This window comes from Bradyrhizobium sp. USDA 4503, assembly GCF_054055815.1.
Window position 1 is genome coordinate 2775790 of the sequence record NZ_JBSRXS010000001.1, and the last position, 20926, is coordinate 2796715.

Below are 20926 nucleotides of genomic sequence, written 5' to 3' on the forward strand. Positions count from 1 at the left end.
GCTCTAGTTTTCCATGGCTTCATAGACGAGCTGCTTCAGCGTCCGCTGGATGCGCTGACGCTCGGTCGGCGTCTGCTCCAGCAGAACGAAGAAGAAGTCCTGCTTGCGGTCGATGACATAATAGCAGCCGCTGGCGCCGTCCCATTTCAGCTCGCCGAGATCACCGGGCGGTGGTGGCTTCGCAGTGCCGGGATCGGTGCGCACCGCGATCCCAAGCCCGAAGCCGAAGCCGTCGCCGGGGAAGTAGAAAAAGTCGCGCTCGACGCCGGAGCCCGGTCCGACGCGGTCGGTCGTCAGCTCCTTGAACGTCTCGGGCTTCAGGATGGTCTTGCCGTCGAGGGTGCCGCCATTGAGCAGCATCTGCGCGAAGCGCGAATAATCCGCCATGGTCGAGACCATGCCGCCGCTGGCGGACTCCCATTTCTTGACCTTGGTCGGATCGTTGACCCGGCCGACCCGGAAGTCGCTGTCGTTCGGCATCGGCTCGGCCATCAGCTTCTGCTTCTCGGGATCGGTGACGAAGAAGCCGGTGTCCTTCATGCCGAGCGGATCGAGTAGCCTTTCGTGCTCGATCGCCGAGAGCTTCTCGCCGGTGGCCACCTCCATCACGCGCGCCAGAATGTCGGTGGAATGGCCGTATTGCCAGAGCGCGCCGGGCTGGTTGTGCAACGGCAGCTCGGCGATCCGCTCGGCGAATTCGGCGAGATCAAAATCTCCGCCGTAGATATTGGCTTCCTTGTAGGCTTTGCGGACCAGGCTGTCGCCATAGAAGCCGTAAGTGATACCCGACGTATGCGTCATCAGATCGAGGATCGTGAGCGGCCGCTTTGGCGGCACCAGCTCCAGCGTTTTGGTGCCGTCCTCGGCCTTCTTCTCGACGCCGACCTTCACGTTGGCAAAGGACGGGATGTACTTCGAGACGGGATCGTCGAGCTTGTATTTGCCCTCCTGCAGCAGCTGCATTGAGACGACGGCGGTGATCGACTTGGACATCGAAGCCAGCCGGAAGATGGTCTTGTCCGTGATCGGCACCTTGCTGACCACATCCTGCACGCCGAAGGCCTCGTGATAGACCGGCTTGCCGTGCTGCTGGATCAAGACGATGGCGCCGGGAATCTTCCCGGTCGCGACCTCGTTCTTGAAGAACTCGCTGATCTTGGCGAGCTTGTCGCGGTTGAAATGCGCACCCGCCGGAATCTCGTAGGTGCCCTCGGTGTGCGGGTACGCCGGCGCCGCCAGCACCACCGCGGCGGCCGCGGCCGCGCACGTCAAACGAAATGAATGCATTTGGATTATCCCTCCCCGGAAATCACGGGGAAGTGTAGCGGCGGTATCATCAGGCACAAGGGCTGCCAAAGGCCCCCAGGACCCTCTGATGAAGCTCGCCGCTTTGGGCAGAAAAGCAGCAAAGGATCACCTGCGCGAGGCCGGGTGCGGCGGCCAGGGCATCGACGACGGCCTTGACCGCGATGTCGGCGGCGCGATCCGGCGGGAAGTGATAGACGCCGGTCGAGATGGCGGGAAATGCGATGGAGCCCAGCTGATTGGCGTGGCACAGCTCGATGCCGCGGCGATAGCAGGATGCGAGCAGCGCATCCTCGTTTTGGGTGCCGCCGTGCCAGATCGGGCCGACGGCGTGGATCACGTGCTTGGCCGGGAGCCGATAGCCTTTGGTGATCTTGGCATCGCCGGTCTTGCAGCCGTGCAGGGTGCGGCACTCGGCGAGCAGCTCGGGGCCCGCGGCACGATGGATCGCTCCGTCGACACCGCCGCCGCCGAGCAGCGATGAATTGGCCGCGTTGACGATGGCGTCAACGCGCAGGGTCGTGATGTCGGTAACGATGACTTCGAGCCGCGCCTTGCCGATCTGGCGCGCCGTCAAGGTCAGGCAGCCACGTCGACCGGGATGCCCTTGTCGGCAAACAGCTGCTGCAATTCGCCGGCCTGGAACATCTCGCGGATGATGTCGCAACCGCCGACGAACTCGCCCTTCACATAGAGCTGCGGAATCGTCGGCCAGTTCGAATAGACCTTGATGCCGTTGCGCAGCTCGGCGGATTCGAGAACGTTGAGGCCTTTGTAGCCGACGCCGACGTGGTCGAGGATCTGCACGACCTGACCGGAAAACCCGCACTGCGGGAATTGCGGCGTGCCCTTCATGAACAGCACGACGTCGTTCGACTTCACTTCGTTGTCGATGAATTGCTCGATGCTCATTTTCGCTTCCTTCGGGGGCGGCGCTCTCAGGCCTTGACGGGCCGGCCCACCCTTCTAACCCGTGACTGACTATATATGTAGCTCAAACCATTGTGCATCCAAAGCAAAATGGCGGAAATCTGGCATGCACCGGGCGCTGCGGGCGCCCAAAATGGGCCGCGATTATCTGACGGCCCCAATATCATCGCGGGGGGAGGCTTTTTTCCCGTAACGGAGCCCCTATCTAGGACGAACTGTCCGTTGGGAACCAGTTTGCCGAAGCAACGTTCTCTCCATTGAATCGGAGACCCCTGTGACGAAACCAGCCTCTGCCGCGGCCGCCCTTCCCGCCGTCCCCCCGTCACTATCCTCCGAATCCGGCCCGCTCGCCCAGCGCTTGGTGGACGCCTATCGCGCCGTCCGCGACGAGACCGAACGGCGGGCCGCACCGCTGTCGCCTGAAGACCAGCTGATCCAGTCGATGCCGGACGCGAGCCCAGCCAAATGGCACCGCGCCCATACCACTTGGTTCTTCGAGCAGTTCCTGCTCGGCGAGCACGTCAAGGGCTACACGCCATTCCATCCCGACTACGCTTATCTGTTCAATTCTTATTACGTCAGCGCCGGTCCGCGGCACGCCCGCCACCAGCGCGGCCATTTGACCCGCCCGACCGCCGACGAAGTCACCGCCTACCGCCGCCATGTCGACGCCGAGGTGGTGAAATTCTTCCAGACTGCCGGCGCCGACACGCTCGAGGCGCTGGTGCCGCTGGTCGAGGTCGGGCTCAATCACGAGCAGCAGCATCAGGAGCTGATGTACACCGACATCCTGCATGCCTTCGCGCAGAACCCGATCCCGCCGGCCTACGATCCGACGTGGCGCTTCCCGGCGTCGCAGCACGGGCCTGAGGAATGGGTGACGCTCAACGAAGGCATCCACACCGTCGGCCATGGCGACGACAGCTTCCATTTCGACAATGAGAAGCCCGCGCATCGCGCCTTGGTCGGCCCGGTCAAGCTCGCGAAGAACCTCGTCACCAATGCCGACTGGCTCGCCTTCATGAAGGACGGCGGCTATTCCACCGCCACGCTGTGGCTGATGGATGGCTTCGGCACCGTGAGCAACGAGGGCTGGCAGGCACCCGGCCATTGGCGCGAGATCGACGGCGAATGGAAGCTCATGACGCTCGGCGGCCTGCAGCCGATCGATCCGTCAGCGCCGGTTTGCCACGTCAGCTATTACGAGGCCGACGCCTTCGCCCGATGGGCCGGCAGGCACCTGCCGACCGAGATGGAATGGGAGGTCGCCGCGCGCGCCGGCCTGCTCAACGACGCCTACGGCATCGTCTGGCAATGGACCCGTAGCTCCTATTCGCCCTATCCGGGCTACCGCGCGATCGAAGGCGCGCTCGGTGAGTACAACGGCAAGTTCATGGTCAACCAGCTCGTGCTGCGCGGCTCGTCGCTGGCGACGCCTTCAGGTCACAGCCGCGTCACCTATCGCAACTTCTTCTATCCACACCATCGCTGGCAATTCACGGGGTTACGCCTCGCAGACTATGCCTGATTGAGTCCTGTCGACATCAATAACGCGTCGGTAAGCGCGTTCGGGAGAGTATCATGAATGTGCATGCCGCCGCTTTGGCCAAAGCGTATCCGTTCGACGAAGCGACATCGGTATTTGCCGGCGACGTGATTGGCGATCTCGCCCGTCACCCGAAACGGCTGTCGCCGAAATATTTCTACGACGCCACCGGCTCCGAGCTGTTCGAGCAGATCACGGTGCTGCCGGAATATTATCCGACGCGCACCGAGCTTGGCATCCTGCGCGACCGCGGCGACGAGATCGCCGCGATCATCCCTGACGGCGCGGCGCTGGTCGAGTTCGGCGCCGGCGCTACCACCAAGGTGCGCCTGCTGCTCGAGCATTGCGAATTCGCAGCCTATGTGCCGGTCGATATCTCAGGCGATTTCCTCAAAGCCCAGGCCGACGGGCTGCGGAAGGATTTCCCTCGCCTCGGCATCTACCCGGTCGCTGCCGATTTCACCACGCCGTTCACGCTGCCCGAGGCCGTCGCCACGATGCCGAAGGTCGGCTTCTTCCCCGGCTCGACGCTCGGCAATTTCGAGCCGAGCGAGGCCTTGGCCTTCCTGCGCAGCGCGCGAAAAATCCTCGGCCACGGCGCGCAGATGATCATCGGCGTCGACCTCGAGAAGGACGAGCGCGTGCTGTACGACGCCTATAACGACGCGGCCGGCGTCACCGCGCGGTTCAACCTCAATGTGCTGGTTCGCATCAACCGCGAGCTCGGCGGCAATTTCGATCTGTCGGGCTTCACGCACCGCTCGATCTACAACCGCGACCGCCATCGCATCGAGATGCACCTGATCAGTCGCAAGGCGCAGACCGTGCGCATCCTCGGCAACACCTTTGCGTTCCGTCCGGGCGAGAGCATCCACACCGAGAACAGCTACAAATACTCGCTCGAGCGCTTCACCGCGCTCGCCCGCAGCGCGGGCTGGACGGTGCGCGAAAGCTGGACCGACGCCAACACGATGTTCTCGGTGCACGCACTGGTCGCGGACTAGCGCCCAAACCAGGACGGGGCAAATCATGGGCAGGCGTCCGCTGCAGATCGCGACGGCGTTGCTCGCCCTGGTCCCGATCCTGACCGGCATCATCACCATGCTGGGCGTCAGCGATCCGCTCTACGCCTCAGCGGGCGTTCCGGCGCTGCCGGTGCTCGACAGCAATCTGCGCTTCTTCGGCGGGGTCTGGCTCGGTCTCGGCCTCGCGCTGCTCTGGCTGGTACCGCGGATCGAAAGCGAGAGCGTGCTGTTTCGGGTGGTCTGGGGCGGCATCTTCCTCGGCGGCATCGGCAGGCTGCTGTCGATGCTGATGGTCGGCTTGCCGCCGCTGCCCTTCGTGGGCTTCACCGCGCTCGAAGTGATCGGCGCACCGCTGTTCGTCTATTGGCAGCACCTGGTAGCAAAGGCCGGCCGCAAGTAACGGCCGCCGCTATTCCTCTTCCCCCGTCGACCGCAGCGAGATCGACTCCCACGCGGCGACCACGATCATGATCGCGGTGGTGACGATCGAGAGCACCAGCGGCGACATCTCGCGGGCGAAATAGGCCGTGATCGCCAGCGCGACGATGCCGACGCCGTGCGAAAGCTGGAGGAAGTTGCGGATCACATATTTGAACAGGATGGTCCCGATCAGGAACAGCATGGGCCCGCCGACCGAGCTGACGATCGTGTTCAGATCGGAATGGCCGGACGGGTGCTTCAGCACCAGTTCGTCGGCCACCGCGGTGAGGATGATGCCGCCGACGATCGGCATGTGCAGATAGGTATAGGCGATCCGCGCCACGCGGCCGGATTCCTCTGACTTGGAGATCATATCCGAGCCGGCCTCGGCGCCCTTGTGGAAATAGATCCACCACATCGCGATGCTGCCGACCAGCGCCGAGATGAACGCGGCGACGTTCTCCGGTGTCCAGGTCAGCTCGGCAAAGGTCGCGCCATCGACCACGATGGCCTCGCCAAGCGCAATGATGATGAAGCCAGCGCAGCGCTCGGCCATGTGGCCGCCCTCGACCGACCACGCCTCGATCGAGGAAAAGCCGAGCCCAGGGGTCCAGAACCGCGCGGCCGGCGCGATATATTCGATGGTCAGCGCCGCGATCCAGAGCCACATCCGCGTCTCGTGCTCGGCGAATCCGCCGAGGATCCACAGCACGGCCGAGCAGGACAGCCAGGTCAGGATGCGGATGGCGTTGTGGCGCACCGCCGTCCGGCGCCGCGGCGTCGCCAGCAGCCAGAACGCGGTGCGGCCGACCTGCATTGCCGCATAGGTCCCGGCGAACCACAGCCCGCGGCCCTCGAAGGCGGTCGGTATGGAGGTCGACAGCAACAGCCCGCCCAGCATCAGCACGAACAGCAGCAGGCGGACCGGCGTCAGCTCGGGATTGAGCCAGTTGGTGACCCAGGTGGTGTAGACCCACACCCACCACACCGCGAGGAACAGCAGCGTGACCTGCACCGCCCCAAGCAGGGTGAAGTGGTGCAGCAGCGTATGCGACAGCTGCGTGACGGCGAAGACGAAGACGAGGTCGAAGAACAGCTCGGCATTGGTGACGCGGCTGTGCTGGTTCGGCACGATGACGCGAAACATCGCGCCACGCGGATTGTCCACCATGCTTGAGGCCCCCGCCCGCAGCGTTGCCGGGCCCTAGCCTTCCGGCACGCCGGTCTGCAGGGCCAGCGCGTGCAGCACGCCGCCCATCTGGCCCTTCAGCGACTGGTAGACGATCTGGTGCTGCTGGACGCGGGACTTGCCGCGGAATGACTCGGAAATAACAGTGGCGGCGTAGTGGTCGCCGTCGCCGGCCAGATCGCGGATCGTCACCTCGGCATCGGGAATCGCTGCCTTGATCATCGATTCGATATCACGGGCGTCCATCGGCATCCCAGTCCACCTCCGTCAGGTCGTTCGAATCAGGGCCAGATCGGCCAGATAAACCTAAGGATAAAACCTAGCCCTTGGGGTCTTCTAGGTCATCCCGGGCACACTATATTCCCATTCCCAGCGATTTAAACCTGCATCAATCGGTCACAAGCCATCACACCGAAATGACCAGAAGAGGCGCAGAATCATGAAGCTCCCCGGCCCCGATCATCCCATTACGATCACGCCCAACGCCAAGCGCGTCCGCGTCATCGCCGACGGCGTCGTGATCGCCGAGACTACCCATGCGCTGACCTTGAAGGAAGCGAGCTATCCGGCCGTGCAATACGTCCCCCGGCAGGACGCCAACATGGAGCTGTTGACCCGCACCGAGCGGACCACGCATTGCCCGTACAAGGGGGACGCGAACTACTTCAGCATCAAGGCCAACGGCAAGACGCTGGACAACGCGATCTGGACCTATGAGGAGCCCTTCCCGGCGATGACCGAGATTGCCGGCCACCTCGCCTTCTATCCGGACAAGGTAAAGATCGAGGAAGTCGCCTAGGGTCGCCTGCCGCAAGCGCCGGGCCTCGCCCGGCCTTTGGTCGCGCGCTGACCCAGCCTGCAAAACGGCAATGCCCGGGCGAGGCCCGGGCATGACGTCGGGAGCGCTTGGCCCCGATCCCAGCTATACCCTGAATATCGTGAGCCCGAGGATCAGGAGCACCAGGAAGATCACGACGAACACATAGAACAGAAAGCGCGCGATGTCGGCGGAGGCGGCGGAAATGCCGGTGAAGCCAAGCAAACCCGCGATGATCGACACGACAAGGAAGATCAGCGCCCATTTCAGAATTGTCATTGCCCGCTCCTCATAACCGCGCGTGTCCGCCAGGTCGGACGAGAACGCCCGCACCCGACCGCAGTTCCAAAGACGAAACAGCTTCGCCGAGATGACCGACCTCGATACTCCCCCATCCGGCCGATTGGGCCTTGCTGAATCAGGTTCCCGATTGCAACATCAGGGTGCAGACCCGGCTGGTGGCACCATGAAATCGATTGCTCACGCGGCTCCGGCCGTCGACATCCAGGCAGCACCGAAGCTCCACAAGCGCAATGTCGCGCTGGACCGCGCGCGCACCTTCCTGACCCTGGTCGTGCTGCTGCACCACGCGGTGATCCCCTACACCTATTTCGGGCACACCGACCCGACATCGTGGATCGGCTTCGACTGCGTGGTGCTCGCCACCGACAGCTTCTTCATGGCGATGTTCTTTTTCCTGTCGGGGCTGTTCGTCTGGCCGGGGCTCGGCAACAAGCCATGGCTGATCTTCCTGCGCGACCGGCTGCTGCGGCTCGGCCTGCCGTTCGTGATCTGCGCTGTCACGGTCATTCCGATCGCCTATTACGCGATCGCGCTGCGCGCGACGCCGGGGCTGAGCTTCTCCGAATTCTGGTGGAAAACCATGACGGTCGGGCCGTGGCCAAGCGGCCCGATCTGGTTCGTCTATGTCCTGATGGCTTTCGACCTCACGGCAAGCCTGCTGTACCGGGTGTCGCCGCGTCTGCTCGATCCGATCAACCGCCTGTCGATCAAGGGATTTCAACGTCCCTCGAAGTTCTGGCTGTTCCTCGTCATCGTCAGTGTCGCCGCCTACCTGCCGATGCTGGTCCATTACGGCCAGAACTACTGGTTCGAGTTCGGACCGTTTTCGGTGCAGGCGAGTCGCGTGCTGCTGTACGCGTCCTATTTCTTCATCGGAGCGGGAATCGGGGCGGCGAACCTCGAGGGTGGCGTGCTCAGCGCGCACGGACGGCTGACCGAGCGCCGCTGGTTCTGGACCGGCATCACGCTGATCCCGTACTGTTTGATGTGGGTGATGATCTACATCAAGCGCATGATCATCGGTAACCCCGATCCGCTGCCCGGCTGGTATCTCGGGATCTACGGTACCTTCTATGTGCTGTTCAGCGCCTCGATCCTGTTCGCGATCCTGGCCTACTTCCTGCAATCGAAATCGTCGGGCCCGACGCTGCTCGACCGGATGCAGGGCGACGCCTACGGCATGTTCCTGGTGCACTATCCGATCGTGCTGTGGCTGCAATACTGGCTGTTCGATATGGATCTCCCGGCCTTCGCCAAGGCCGCGATCGCGTTCTTCGCCACCGTGGCGCTGAGCTGGGCGGTCACGGCCGTGTTGCGCAAGATTCCCGGCTCGAGATACGTGCTTTAGTTCGATGAAGCCGTAGGATGGGTAGAGCGCAGCGAAACCCATCACTTTCGTGCCGTGCATCGAGATGGTGGGTTTCGCTGCGCTCTACCCACCCTACGCCTACGCAGCGATCTCGCCCCTCGCCGCCACGCTTTCCAGCCGCGGGGCGGCCGCCGCGCGATGGTCGCGGGCGATCAGGATGTAGAAGGTCGGCAGCACGAACAGCGTGAACAGCGTGCCGATCAGCATGCCCATCACCACGACGATGCCGATGGCGAAGCGGCTCGCGGCGCCGGCGCCGTCGGCATAGAGCAGCGGGGCAAGGCCCGCGACCATCGCGGCGGTCGTCATCAGCACCGGCCGCATCCGCACCGCGGCCGCCCTCTGGATCGCGGCGACCCGGTCGAGCCCTTCGTGGTGCTGGATCTCGTTGGCAAAGCTCACCATCAGGATGCCGTGCTTGGAGATCAGCCCGATCAGGGTGACGAGGCCGATCTGCGTATAGATGTTCAGCGTGGTGAAGCCGAAATACAGCGGCAGCAGCGCGCCGCAGACCGCGAGCGGCACCGTGACCATGATCACCAACGGATCGCGAAAACTTTCGAACTGCGCCGCCAGCACCAGGAAAATCACGATCAGCGCCATGCCGAAGGTGACGATGAGACGGTTGCCCTCCTGGACATATTGCCGGCTGTCCGACAGCCAGTCGACGGTCATCCCCGGCGACAGCTTCTGCGCCTGCATGAACGACACCGCCTGCCCCATGGTGACGCCGGGCCTCAGCACCGCCGAGATCGTCGCGGCGTTCATCTGATTGAACTGCGGCAGCCGGTTCGGCTCCGGCTTGACGTTGACCTTGATCACCGTCGACAGCGGAAACATCTGCCCCGAGCTCGAACGGACGTTGAAGTTTCCGAGCCCTTCCGGCGTGACCCGGTCGGCCTGGCGCACCTGCGGGATCACCTCGTAGGAGCGTTCAAAGAAATTGAAGCGGTTGACATAATTCTCGCCGACCAGCACCGCGAGAGTGTCGGCGATGGTCTGCATGCTGACGCCGGCCTCGGCCGCCTTGGCGTGATCGATGGTGATCCGCGCGGTCGGGCTGTCGAAGGCAAGATCGCTGTCGACGAAGGCGAACAGCCCGCTCTTCCATGCGGCCCCCTTCAGCGTCTCGACCTCCTGATAGATGGTGGCGAAATCGCCGGCCGAGCGCACCACCATCTGAAACGGCAGGCCGCCGGTCGCCGCCGGCAGCGCCGCCGGCTGGAACGGCGTTACGCTGGCGCCGAGCACGCCGTAGGACATGCCGTAGAGCTGGTTCTGGATGTCGTTGGCCGAGCGCTTGCGCTTGTCCCAATCGGTCAGGGTGATGCCGCCAAAGGCATGGTTCTGCCCATCGGTACCGTTGATGAACCAACTCGCGTGGTATTCGGGAAACGAGCGAAACAGCTGCTCGATCTGGTCGGAGGAGCGCGTGGTGTAGTCGACGCTGGCATATTGCGGCGCGCGGAGCACGGTGAACACATAGCCCTGGTCCTCGGAGGGCGCGAGCTCGCGCTGGCTGCCGAGGAACAGCACCACGATCGCCGCCAGCACGCCGAATGCCACCAGCAGCACCGCTGCGCGCATCTTGAGCGTCGCGGCCAGCAGCCGGCCATAGCCACGCGACAGCCTTGAGAACTGATGCTCGACAAAACGGGCAAATCGGCCGTGCGAGGTGGCTTCGCCGAGCAGCTGCGCGCTCATCATCGGCGACAAGGTCAGGGCGATGACGCCCGAGACCACCACCGAGCCCGCCAGTGTGAAGGCGAACTCGCGGAACAGGCTGCCGGTCAGGCCACCCATGAGGCCGATCGGCGCATAGACCGCGGCGAGCGTGATCGTCATCGCGATCACGGGACCGATGATCTCGCGCGCGCCGATCAGGGCGGCGTCGCCGGGGCTCCGCCCTTCCTCGATGTGGCGATGGATGTTCTCCACCACCACGATGGCGTCGTCGACCACGAGCCCGATCGCCAGCACCATCGCGAGCAGGGTCAGCAGATTGATCGAGAAGCCGAGCGCCAGCATCATCGCGGCGGTGCCGACCAGCGACAGCGGCACGGTGACCACCGGGATCAGCACGGAGCGGAACGAGCCCAGGAACAGCAGGATCACCACCACCACGATCGCAATGGCCTCGGCCAGCGAATGCTGCACCTCCGATATCGAGGCCTTGACGAAGTGCACGATGTTGAAGACGTCGGCGACCTTCAATCCGGGCGGCGCCACGCGGTTGAGGTCCTCGATCACCTTGGCGGTGGCGGCGACGATCTCCAGGGGATTGCCGTCGGGGGTCGGCTGCACCGCGATGTAGACGGTGGGCCTGCCGCTGTCGCGTGCGTTGGAATCGTAGTTCTCGCCGCCGATCTCGAGGGTGGCGACGTCGCCGAGCCGCACCAGGCCTCCGCCGCCGGCGCCGGTCTTGATCACCATCTTGCGGAAATCGTCGAGATTGCGCAGATCGGTCGCCGCGGTGATGTTGGTGACGGTCATCTCGCCGCGCAGCCGCCCCGGCGCCGCCTGCACGTTGTTGGACCGCAGCGCGGCGGAGATATCGGCCGCGGTCAGCCCGCGTGCCGCGAGCTTGAACGGATCGATCCACACCCGCATCGCCAGCGACGATCCGCCCGAGGTGTCGGCCGACGCCACGCCGGGCACCGAGGTGAGCAGCGGCTGCGCCACGCGGGTCGCGAAGTCGGTGATCTGCGCCGGCGTCAGCGTGTCGCTGGTGAAGGCGATGTACTGCACCGCCGAGGCGCCGTCGGTGATCTTGGTGATGACAGGGTCGAACACGCCGGTCGGCATCCGGTACTTGACCTGCTGCACCTTGGCGAGCACCTCGGTCATGGCGCGGTCGGCATTGGCGTTGAGCACCAGCTTGGCCTTGATCTGGCTTAGGCCAAGCGTCGAGTTCGAGGTCATGTACTCGATGCCGTTGGCGGTCGCGATCGACTGCGCGATGACGGACGTGACGAAGCCCTGCATCACGTCCTGGGTCGCACCGGGGAACGAGACGTCGACCTGGATCGTCGCGCTCTCCATGTTGGGATATTGCCGCACCGGCAGCGAGACCATCGCTGCGGTGCCGATCAACAGGATCAGCAGGCTGACGACCGTCGCCAGAATCGGCCGGCGGATGAAGATGTCGGTGAAATGCATGATGCTTGCCTTTGGTCGCCTACCGCTCGCGGGTCAGCGCCCCTTCTCCGGCGTCTCCGCCATGGTCGTCTGGACGGCCGCGCCGGGCATGACGCGGAGCTGGCCCGCGGTGACGATGTGATCGCCGGGCGCAAGCCCCTGCTCCACCACGACACGCTCGCCGATCCGTTGCCCGGTCTTGACAGCGACGCCGACCGCCTTGTTGTCGCGCACGACCAGCACGCTCTCGCCGGATGCGCTGGTCTGGATCGCCGTGACCGGCACCACGATGGCGTCGGCCTGCGGCGGCAGCACGACGTTCACCATCACGAAGAGGCCCGGCCGCAGCAGCCGGTCGGGATTAGGAAACAGGGCTTGCACGAGGACATTGCGGGTGTCCTCGGCGACCTGCGGCTCGATGGCGTTGATCTTGGCCTCGAACACCCGATCGGGGAAAGCATCGGTACGGATCGTCACCGCGCCTCCCACCTTCAGATTTGACAGGCGCTGCTGCGGAACGGTGAAATTGGCATAGAGCTGGTCGAGCGCGGTCAGCGTCGCGAGCGCATCGCCGGCATTGACGTATTGGCCGAGATTGACTTTGCGCAGACCGATCTGGCCCGCGAACGGCGCGCGGATCGTCATCTGCGCGATCTGGGCATCGAGCTGGTCGAGCGAGGCGTCGGCCTGCTTCAGATCTTCCTGCCGCTGCTGCAGCGTCTCCTGGGTCACGAAGCCGGACGGCGCGAGGCTGTGCGAACGCTTCTCCTGCAATTGCGCGAAGCGTCCCTTGGAGACCGCAACCGCACGCGCGGCGCGCAGCGGCGCGTCATAGAGCTGCACCAGCGGCGCGCCCTCGGCGACATCGATGCCGGCATCGAAATTGATCGCGGTGACGCGGCCGGCAACCTCCGGCGCCAGAATCACCTGCCGCACCGCCTGCAGCGAGCCGATCGCCTCGATCGACCGCGGCAGGGTTTCGGTCCGCACCACCATCGCCGCGACCGGCGTCGGCGGGGCTTCGGCGGTGGACTTGGCCGAGGCGCTGGATCCGCCTGCGCGCCAGGCAAACAAGCCGGCCGCGGCACAGGCGAGCAACAGAACGGTGATGCCGAACGGCCTGGCACGAAGCCCGAGCCAGCGGCGCGACGAAAATGATGCGGACGGCATATTGCTTCCAAGAACGAACCCCGGCGTGTCGGCCGGAAGCTTGCCCCTGCAAGCCCGCAACTGATATAGAACCTCAAGTATGGTTGAGGTCAAGGCTGGCAGCTTGCAGGACTTCTAATCCAGGATTTGCAATGACGCTTGCGCAGGAGCTTTCAGTAGGCGAAGTGGCGCGGCGCAGCGGACTTGCCGTCTCCACCCTTCACTTCTACGAGAGCAAGGGACTGATCGCGAGCCGGCGCACCGGCGGCAACCAGCGGCGCTACATGCGCGGGGTGCTGCGGCGGATCGCGGTGATCAGGATCGCGCAGCGCGCCGGGATCCCGCTCGAGGAGATCAGGCAGACCTTCGCCGCGATACCGCTCGATCGCGCGCCGACCGTGCGCGAATGGGAGCGCGCGATGCGGGCCTGGACCGAGACGCTGGAGCAGCGCATCAACGATCTCACCGATCTCCGCGACAAGCTGTTCAACTGCATCGGTTGCGGCTGCCTGTCGGTGACCGATTGCCCACTGCGCAACTGCGACGACAAGCTCGGCGCCCAGGGGCCGGGCCCGCGCATCCTGATCACCGCGGCCGAACGCCGGGCGCGGCGCAAGCGGCGGGGCTAACGGCATTTTCGCGGCCGACAAGTTGCGCACAACCTGCCTTTGGTCACATCCCCCCAGGTGATTCTCAGGTATGCTGGCCGGACTGCTTGACCCTAGGGAGTCCTGAGATGAACGACCCTCAAGTTGGATGGATCGCCGCCATCATCGTCGGCGGACTGGCGGGCTGGCTCGCCGAGATGTTCATGAAGTCCGGAACCGGCATCTTCATGAATATCATCCTCGGCATTGTCGGCGCCGCGCTGGCGAACTGGCTGTTGGGTCTGCTCGGCGTATCGCTCGGCGGAGGCTGGCTCAGCTATCTCGTCGCCGGCTTCATCGGCGCCTGCATCATCATCTTTGCCTGGCGCGCGGTCCGCGGCGCGACATAAGGCAGGATCCGAAGGGATCACGTTCGGAATAGAAATGGCGCGATGAAGGGTTCATCGCGCCATTGAGATCTTTGCTATGCGCCGCAGCGCCCGATTCGCTCGAATCAGGCGGCAGCGCCGTGCATGTAGTTCGGCAGCCAGTGCTCGAAGGCGCGCGACAGGCTTTCGACCGCAACCGGCGACTCCCCGGCCACCGCAATCGCGTCGCCGCCGGTGGTGCCGATGCGCGCGCAGGGCACGCCGGCGCCCTTCATCTTGGCCAGCACGAGGCCTGCGTCGGCGGCCGGCACGGTGACGATGTAGCGGGCCTGATCCTCGCCGTACCAATAGGCGTGCGGCACGATCGAGGACGGCGCGGCCAGGAGTTGCGCGCCGATGCCGCTTGCGATCGCCATTTCGGCGAGCGCGATCAAAAGACCGCCGTCGGAGACGTCGTGCACCGCGGTCGCGGTGCCGGCGTGGATCATGCCGCGCACCACGTCGCCATTGCGCTTCTCGGCAGCGAGATCGACCGGCGGCGGAGCGCCCTCCTCGCGGCCGCAGACGTCGCGCAGATAGACCGACTGGCCGAGCCAGCCCTGCGTGTCGCCAACCAGGAGGATCGCCTCGCCGGCCGCCTTGAACGCCAGGGTCGCGGACTTCGTGAAGTCGTCGAGCAGGCCGACGCCGCCGATCGAGGGCGTCGGCAGGATGCCGCGACCGTTGGTCTCGTTGTAGAGCGAGACGTTGCCGGACACGACCGGGAAATCCAACGTGCGGCAGGCCTCCGAAATGCCCTTCAGGCAGCCAACGAACTGGCCCATGATCTCGGGGCGCTCGGGATTGCCGAAGTTGAGATTGTCGGTGATCGCGAGCGGCCGGCCGCCGACCGCGGTGATGTTGCGCCAGGCTTCCGCGACCGCCTGCTTGCCGCCCTCGAACGGATCGGCCTCGCAATAGCGCGGCGTGACGTCGACGGTGAGCGCAAGGCCCTTCGGTCCGTCCTCGACGCGAACCATCGCGGCATCGCCGCCGGGGCGCTGCATCGTATTGCCGAGGATGACGTGGTCGTACTGCTCCCACACCCAGCGCTTCGAGCACAATTCGGGCGTGCCGATCAGCTTTTCCAGCGCATCCGCGATGCCGAGCGGCGGCTTGACGTCCTGCCCGCGGATCACCGGCAGCGCATTCGAGGCGACGTGCGGACGGTCGTAGACCGGCGCCTCGTCACCGAGCTCCTTGATCGGCAGATCGGCCATCACGTCGCCAGCATGCTTGACGACGAAGCGCTTGGTCGGCGTGGTGTAGCCGACGATTGCGAAATCGAGCCCCCATTTGCGGAAGATCGCCTCGGCCTCTTTCTCCTTCTCAGGCTTCAGCACCATGAGCATGCGCTCCTGGCTTTCCGAGAGCATCATCTCGTAGGCGCTCATGCCGGTCTCGCGGGTCGGCACCGCGCTGAGGTCGAGCTCGACGCCGAGATCGCCCTTGGCGCCCATCTCGACCGCCGAGCAGGTCAGGCCCGCCGCGCCCATGTCCTGGATCGCGATCACGCAACCCTTTTCCATGATCTCGAGGCAGGCTTCCAGCAAGAGCTTCTCGGCGAAGGGATCGCCGACCTGCACGGTCGGGCGCTTCTCCTCGGAGGCGTCGTCGAATTCGGCCGAGGCCATCGAGGCGCCGTGGATGCCGTCGCGGCCGGTCTTGGAGCCGAGATAGACGATCGGCATGTTCACGCCGGAGGCCGCCGCGTAGAAGATCTTGTCGGCGTCGGCGAGGCCGACCGCCATGGCGTTGACCAGGATGTTGCCGTCATAGCGGGTGTGGAAACGCACCTGGCCGCCGACCGTCGGCACGCCGAAGGAATTGCCGTAGCCGCCAACGCCCGCGACCACGCCGGACACCAGATGCCGGGTCTTGGGGTGCTCGGGCGCACCGAAGCTCAGCGCGTTCAGGCAGGCGATCGGGCGCGCGCCCATGGTGAAGACGTCGCGCAGGATGCCGCCGACGCCGGTGGTCGCGCCCTGGTAGGGCTCGATGTAGCTCGGGTGGTTGTGGCTCTCCATCTTGAAGACCACGGCCTGCCCGTCCCCGATATCGATCACGCCGGCATTCTCGCCGGGGCCCTGGATCACCCAGGGGGCCTTGGTCGGCAGCCCGCGCAGATGGATGCGCGACGACTTGTACGAGCAGTGCTCGTTCCACATCGCCGAGAAGATGCCGAGCTCGGTGAAGGTCGGAACCCGCCCGATCAGCTTCAGGATCCGCTCGTACTCGTCTGGCTTCAGCCCGTGGGCGGCGACGAGTTCGGGGGTGATTTGGGGCTCGTTCTTGGCGTCGTTCTTGGGCGCGTTCATGGGACCCTTAATAGGTAGATAGAACGGGGGCGAAAAGGCCTTTTAGGGCCCATTTCCGGCCTGTCCAGAGCTTTGCGGCAGCTGGCCGCGGCCCGGGATCTGCTCCCGGATTTGCACAATGGGGATGGATCGGATTTAAGGACCCGAACCCGATAATTGAAGGCCATATTTCGTGAACGAGCTCGCCAAAACCGCATTCAACCGCCGCCCCGACCTGCACGTCGAAACCGAGGGCGAATTCGCCGGCTGGCGAACCTGGACCCGGGACAATTTCGAGACCCATACCGGCCCGTTCTACCACCGCATGGACGAGAACGGCCGCATCACCTGCGCGTTCCGGGTCGGCAAGAAGCACCTCAACGGCTCCGGCAACGTCCACGGCGGCTGCTTCATGACCTTCGCGGATTACTGCCTGTTCGCGCTCGCCGGCTCGGTGCTGCAGGGCCCCGGCGTCACGGTGTCGTTCGCGTCGGAATTCCTCGACGCCGCCCGCGAGGGCGACCTGATCGAGTGCACCGGCGAGGTCACCCGCGCCGGCATGTCGCTGATCTTCGTGCGGGGCATGCTGACATCGGCGGAGCGGCCGCTGTTCACCTTCTCCGGCACCATCAAGCGGGTGAAGCGCAGGGCGCCGGCGCAGGCAACGGCGTAAAGCGTGTGACGTCTGTGGACGCTCGCCGTCATCCAGCCGTTACATCGGCACGGATTGAATCGACAGCACAGCTCTAGCGCGTTGTGTTCACGCGCGTTCTTCGCGTGAGGCAATACGAACTGCGGTTGTGACGCATCGACGCACTGTCGTTGCGTCGTCGCGCGCGCGTCACATGCGCGTCAGGCAAGCCCCCGAAGATTGCTGAACGGTTTCCGTTTGTGCGTTCGCGCAGCGAAATTGGGGCATTCTCATGAAATTGAAGACGTTCGTTTCCGTTACGACGGCGATGTCGCTTGTCGCATCGCTGGTGTGGACTGCAACTCCGGCGCGCGCCGGTCAAGACGGCGATAATGGTGATCGCGGCGTTGGCGATGCTCGCGGTCACGATCAGGATCAAGACCAGAATCATGACGGCGGTCATCACGGCCGCAAGCCGCGCGTGGTGATGATCTCGCTTGACGGTGCCAAGCCCGATTTCATCCAGAAATTCATCGAGGAAGGCGTACTGCCGCGCGACGGCGGCCTCGCCCGGCTGAGCCGGCGCGGCGCGGTGGCGTTGCAGAACGTGACGGCGTCACCGTCGCTCACCGCGGTGTCTCATATTGCCATCGCGACCGGTTCGACGGCGGTCCACAACGACATCCCCTCGAACACGTTCGAGCCGATCGTCGGGCCGATCTCCGGCAGCATCAGCGGCTTTGCGGCGCCGATCGGCGGCTACAGCGAGAATCCGCTCGGGCCGTCGCCGCACCCGACCGCGGTGCCGTTGTGGGTGCAGCTGCGCCAGCAGGGCAAGAAGGTTGTCACGGCGACCTGGCCCGGCGGCGACGGCGCCGACATCTCCATCAACAAGACCGTGGTGCAGCCGGCCCAGCCGACCCGCATCACCGACTTCACGATCCCGTTCGGCGCGTTCGGCGGCATCGGGGCCCAGGGCTTCTCGCTGTCGCGAGGCGACTTCACCGCCGACCCGAGCATCGTGACGGCCCTGCAGGCTGCCGGCCATTTCTCGTTCAGCCCGGTGCTGGTGACCTCGGCACCGATCGAGACGTTCTCCTGCTCGGCCGCGGCAACCGCGACCTGCACCAATGCCTCGACGCTCGATGTCAAATATTCGATCCGCGTCGCCGCGATCGACACCACCAACGATCGCAAGGTGAACTACGACACGCTGGTGTTCTTCGACGCCAACCGCGGCATCACCGCAGGACCGTTCCACGCGCCGTCGACCGGACCGGCCTATGTCAAGTTCGGCGGCGAGAACGCACCGTTCTTCTTTGAAGGCAGCGGGGCGAAGGTTGGTGCCGCGTACTTCGTCTCTGCGCTGTCTCCCGATCTCTCGGTGGTGCGCTTCGCCCGCTACGGCGCCAATTACATCCCGCGCAATACGCCTGTGCTCGCCGACGTCGACGACATCAACAACAACATCGGGTTCTGGCGTCCGCAGGCCGACTTCCGCATTCCGGAGCGCCTGAGCCCCGGCTTCACCAGCTTCTCCGACGTCGAGATCGAGACGATGTTCGAGGACATGGTGAAGACCTTCGTGCGCTACCAGGCCAATATCGGCGAGCGCGCGATCAAGACCCATCCGGACGCCGACCTCGTCATGGTCTATATCGAGCAGCCCGACGGCTCCGAGCACCAGTTCCTGCTGACCGATCCCCGCCAGGGCACCAACCCGACCGATCCGAATTCGATCGGCGCCAACCAGGATGCTGCCAAGGTCAAGCGCTACGCGTCCTACATCCGTTTCGCCTACCAGACGGCCGACAAGGCAGTGAAGCAGATCGCCGATGCGGCGGGCCGCGACAGCAACGTGATCGTGGTGTCGGACCACGGCTTCGCGCCGTTCCACACCTCGGTCAATCTCACCAACATCCTGCGCAACGCCGGGATCGACACCAGCAAGGTCGGGATCCGCACCTCCGGCCCCGCCGCCGACATCTACATCAACCTGCAGAACCGCGAGCTCGGCGGCGCCGTTGATCTGGCGACCTACCGCACCCTGGTGGCGCAGATCACTGACGCGGTGAAGAACGCGGTCGACCCCAATGCCCGCTTCAACTACTCACTCAAGGACCAACGCATCTTCACCGTCGTCGAGACCCGGCCGCTGCAATGCGACGCCGGAACCGGACAATGCATCAGCAAGGCCATCGGCCAGGACTATGGCGACGTGTTCGCGCTGATGGCGCCCGGCTACAATTTCGACGGCATCCAGAACCCCGGCGTCGCGCGCCAGGGCGACGCGCCGTTCAACGCGGCAACCACCATGCTGTCGATGCCGAACTTCTATGGCGCCCACGGTCACGACCCCGAGCTTCCGGTGATGAGCGCGACGTTCATCGCCGCGGGCCCGCAGATCCGCAAGGACACCGTGGTGCGGCACATGCGCAATATCGACGTGGCGCCGACCATCATGCGGATCCTCGGTTCGGCACCGCAGCAGGTCGACGGCGAGGTGCTGGGCCAGGTCCTGCGCTAGAGCATGGTCCGGCATTTCAGGCACAGCTCACGCGATGGACGCCGGAGCGGCGTCCATCGCTGATTCGTTCTCGCCAATCCTGCGCCACTGGCGTTCACCGAACGGAAGTGTCAAAATCAAATTTATTCGCCGTTATTTGAAATGACGCCGTGGTGAACCCCTGCCACCCTCCCGGCGCACCAGGCCCGAACCAGGGGCGACATGTTCACCCGGCTGCACCAGCAGTGACAACCAATTGGGATCAAGTCATGAGCGCGGCAACACCGGAACATATTATGCAGATTGGTCTGGGCTTTTGGGCGTCCAAAACGCTCTTGAGCGCCGTCGAACTGGGCGTGTTCAGTACGTTGGCCGATGGCCCCGCCGACCTGCCGACGCTGCAAAGGACGCTTGCGTTGCATCAGCGATCGGCCCGCGACTTCCTCGATTCGCTGGTGGCGCTCAGATTGCTTGAGCGCGAGAACGGCATCTACAGCAACACCCCGGACACGGACCTGTATCTCGATCGCGCCAAGCCATCCTACATCGGAGGCATTCTGGAGATGGCGAATGCCCGGCTCTATGGCTTTTGGGGATCGCTCACGGAGGCCCTGCGCAGCGGCGAATTGCAGAACGAGGGCAAGGGCGGAGGAGAAGACTTATTTGCGGCATTGTATGCCGATCCGGATCGGTTGCGGGGATTTCTGACCGCGATGAGCGCAATAAGCGCGGGTGCGGCGCATGCTATTGCCGGCAAGTTCCCTTGGAGCGAGTACAAGACTTTCATGGATCTCGGTTCGGCTCAGGGCATGGTGCCTGCCACGCTCGCACACGACCATCCGCACCTCACCGGCATCGGCTTCGACCTTCCCGCGGTCAAGCCGGTGTTCGAGGAATTTATCGCTCAGCGCGGGCTGGAGGATCGGGTGCGGTTTCGGGGAGGAAACTTCTTCGAGGACCCGCTGCCGGAGGTTGACGTCATCATCATGGGTCACATCCTTCATGATTGGGACCTTGCCAAGAAACGGGCGCTTCTCGGCAAGGCATTCGATGCGCTTCCGAAAGGTGGCGCAATCATTGTTTATGACGCCATCATCGATGACGATCGCCGCGAAAACGCTTTCGGGCTTCTGATGAGCTTGAATATGCTGATCGAAACCGCCGGTGGGTTTGACTACACAGGCGAAGACTGTCAGGCGTGGATGCGCGACGTCGGATTTTCCCGAACGCGGGTCGAGCCGCTCGTTGGCCCGGATTCGATGGTGATCGGATTTAAGTAGCGTATC

Annotated in this window: 19 protein-coding genes; 10 read left to right on the top strand and 9 right to left on the bottom strand. The window is 64.5% G+C overall.

The features are described from left to right. Nucleotides 1–3: 3 nt before the first annotated feature. Genes ACVMIH_RS13625 through grxD form a run of 3 tightly spaced genes read right to left on the bottom strand, consistent with a single transcriptional unit; the run spans nucleotide 4 to nucleotide 2217 of the window. The gene (locus tag ACVMIH_RS13625) at nucleotides 4–1287 is read right to left on the bottom strand and encodes a serine hydrolase domain-containing protein (RefSeq protein WP_456862168.1); all 1284 of its coding nucleotides are present in this window, start codon (nucleotides 1285–1287) and stop codon (nucleotides 4–6) included. Nucleotides 1288–1336: 49 nt separating this feature from the next. Then, nucleotides 1337–1888, bottom strand: a complete 552-nt coding sequence (locus ACVMIH_RS13630) for an O-acetyl-ADP-ribose deacetylase (RefSeq protein ID WP_456866476.1) — start codon at nucleotides 1886–1888, stop codon at nucleotides 1337–1339. Then, nucleotides 1885–2217 carry a Grx4 family monothiol glutaredoxin gene (grxD, locus tag ACVMIH_RS13635; RefSeq protein WP_168858985.1) on the bottom strand — a complete coding sequence of 111 codons (333 nt, stop codon included), beginning with the start codon at nucleotides 2215–2217 and terminating at the stop codon, nucleotides 1885–1887. Before grxD ends, ACVMIH_RS13630 begins: the two co-directional genes overlap by 4 nt. Nucleotides 2218–2509: 292 nt before the next feature. On the opposite strand from grxD, the gene egtB reads away from it, so the two are divergent. Genes egtB through ACVMIH_RS13650 form a run of 3 tightly spaced genes read left to right on the top strand, consistent with a single transcriptional unit; the run spans nucleotide 2510 to nucleotide 5206 of the window. Further along, nucleotides 2510–3763: an ergothioneine biosynthesis protein EgtB gene (egtB, locus tag ACVMIH_RS13640; RefSeq protein ID WP_057018405.1), complete on the top strand. Its 1254-nt coding sequence runs from the start codon at nucleotides 2510–2512 to the stop codon at nucleotides 3761–3763. Between the two features lie 53 nt (nucleotides 3764–3816). Next, nucleotides 3817–4785 (top strand): L-histidine N(alpha)-methyltransferase, encoded by a 969-nt coding sequence (gene egtD, locus ACVMIH_RS13645; protein ID WP_057018404.1) that lies wholly within the window; start codon nucleotides 3817–3819, stop codon nucleotides 4783–4785. A 25-nt stretch (nucleotides 4786–4810) separates the two neighbouring features. Next, nucleotides 4811–5206, top strand: a complete 396-nt coding sequence (locus ACVMIH_RS13650; protein WP_076828465.1) for a DUF4345 domain-containing protein — start codon at nucleotides 4811–4813, stop codon at nucleotides 5204–5206. Between the two features lie 9 nt (nucleotides 5207–5215). On the opposite strand, the gene ACVMIH_RS13655 is transcribed toward ACVMIH_RS13650, so the two are convergent. Together ACVMIH_RS13655 and ACVMIH_RS13660 are read right to left on the bottom strand one after the other, a co-directional pair. Next, nucleotides 5216–6397 carry a low temperature requirement protein A gene (locus ACVMIH_RS13655; RefSeq protein ID WP_456785320.1) on the bottom strand — a complete coding sequence of 394 codons (1182 nt, stop codon included), beginning with the start codon at nucleotides 6395–6397 and terminating at the stop codon, nucleotides 5216–5218. A gap of 33 nt (nucleotides 6398–6430) precedes the next feature. Continuing rightward, a complete protein-coding gene (locus tag ACVMIH_RS13660) occupies nucleotides 6431–6667 on the bottom strand; it encodes a BolA family protein (RefSeq protein WP_016843470.1) in 237 nt (78 codons plus the stop codon). Nucleotides 6668–6854: 187 nt separating this feature from the next. Here ACVMIH_RS13660 and ACVMIH_RS13665 point away from each other — a divergent pair, with 187 nt between their 5' ends. Further along, nucleotides 6855–7214 carry a DUF427 domain-containing protein gene (locus ACVMIH_RS13665; protein WP_057018401.1) on the top strand — a complete coding sequence of 120 codons (360 nt, stop codon included), beginning with the start codon at nucleotides 6855–6857 and terminating at the stop codon, nucleotides 7212–7214. 123 nt (nucleotides 7215–7337) lie between these two features. Here ACVMIH_RS13665 and ACVMIH_RS13670 read toward each other — a convergent pair whose 3' ends face one another. After that, entirely contained in the window at nucleotides 7338–7511 is a 174-nt protein-coding gene (locus ACVMIH_RS13670; RefSeq protein WP_024582607.1) for a DUF1328 domain-containing protein, read from the bottom strand. Nucleotides 7512–7698: 187 nt separating this feature from the next. Here ACVMIH_RS13670 and ACVMIH_RS13675 point away from each other — a divergent pair, with 187 nt between their 5' ends. Further along, nucleotides 7699–8883 carry an acyltransferase family protein gene (locus ACVMIH_RS13675; protein ID WP_057018399.1) on the top strand — a complete coding sequence of 395 codons (1185 nt, stop codon included), beginning with the start codon at nucleotides 7699–7701 and terminating at the stop codon, nucleotides 8881–8883. Between the two features lie 99 nt (nucleotides 8884–8982). Here the strand turns inward: ACVMIH_RS13675 and ACVMIH_RS13680 are convergent, their stop codons facing one another. After that, a complete protein-coding gene (locus ACVMIH_RS13680; protein ID WP_456862170.1) occupies nucleotides 8983–12063 on the bottom strand; it encodes an efflux RND transporter permease subunit in 3081 nt (1026 codons plus the stop codon). Between the two features lie 33 nt (nucleotides 12064–12096). Beyond that, nucleotides 12097–13212, bottom strand: a complete 1116-nt coding sequence (locus ACVMIH_RS13685; protein ID WP_456862171.1) for an efflux RND transporter periplasmic adaptor subunit — start codon at nucleotides 13210–13212, stop codon at nucleotides 12097–12099. A 131-nt stretch (nucleotides 13213–13343) separates the two neighbouring features. Between ACVMIH_RS13685 and soxR the strand changes: the two genes are divergently transcribed. Together soxR and ACVMIH_RS13695 are read left to right on the top strand one after the other, a co-directional pair. Further along, the gene (gene soxR, locus ACVMIH_RS13690) at nucleotides 13344–13820 is read left to right on the top strand and encodes a redox-sensitive transcriptional activator SoxR (protein ID WP_057018397.1); all 477 of its coding nucleotides are present in this window, start codon (nucleotides 13344–13346) and stop codon (nucleotides 13818–13820) included. Between the two features lie 107 nt (nucleotides 13821–13927). Further along, nucleotides 13928–14188 carry a GlsB/YeaQ/YmgE family stress response membrane protein gene (locus ACVMIH_RS13695; protein WP_016843463.1) on the top strand — a complete coding sequence of 87 codons (261 nt, stop codon included), beginning with the start codon at nucleotides 13928–13930 and terminating at the stop codon, nucleotides 14186–14188. Between the two features lie 104 nt (nucleotides 14189–14292). Here ACVMIH_RS13695 and purL read toward each other — a convergent pair whose 3' ends face one another. Then, on the bottom strand, nucleotides 14293–16524 hold the full coding sequence (gene purL / locus ACVMIH_RS13700; protein WP_456862173.1) for a phosphoribosylformylglycinamidine synthase subunit PurL: 2232 nt from the start codon (nucleotides 16522–16524) through the stop codon (nucleotides 14293–14295). Nucleotides 16525–16696: 172 nt separating this feature from the next. Here purL and ACVMIH_RS13705 point away from each other — a divergent pair, with 172 nt between their 5' ends. The 3 genes from ACVMIH_RS13705 (at nucleotide 16697) to ACVMIH_RS13715 (ending at nucleotide 20920) form a co-directional block, all read left to right on the top strand. After that, nucleotides 16697–17176, top strand: a complete 480-nt coding sequence (locus ACVMIH_RS13705) for a PaaI family thioesterase (RefSeq protein ID WP_057018395.1) — start codon at nucleotides 16697–16699, stop codon at nucleotides 17174–17176. A 250-nt stretch (nucleotides 17177–17426) separates the two neighbouring features. After that, nucleotides 17427–19661 carry an alkaline phosphatase family protein gene (locus tag ACVMIH_RS13710; RefSeq protein WP_057018394.1) on the top strand — a complete coding sequence of 745 codons (2235 nt, stop codon included), beginning with the start codon at nucleotides 17427–17429 and terminating at the stop codon, nucleotides 19659–19661. 248 nt (nucleotides 19662–19909) lie between these two features. Continuing rightward, entirely contained in the window at nucleotides 19910–20920 is a 1011-nt protein-coding gene (locus ACVMIH_RS13715) for a methyltransferase (RefSeq protein WP_057018393.1), read from the top strand. Nucleotides 20921–20926 lie beyond the last annotated feature (6 nt).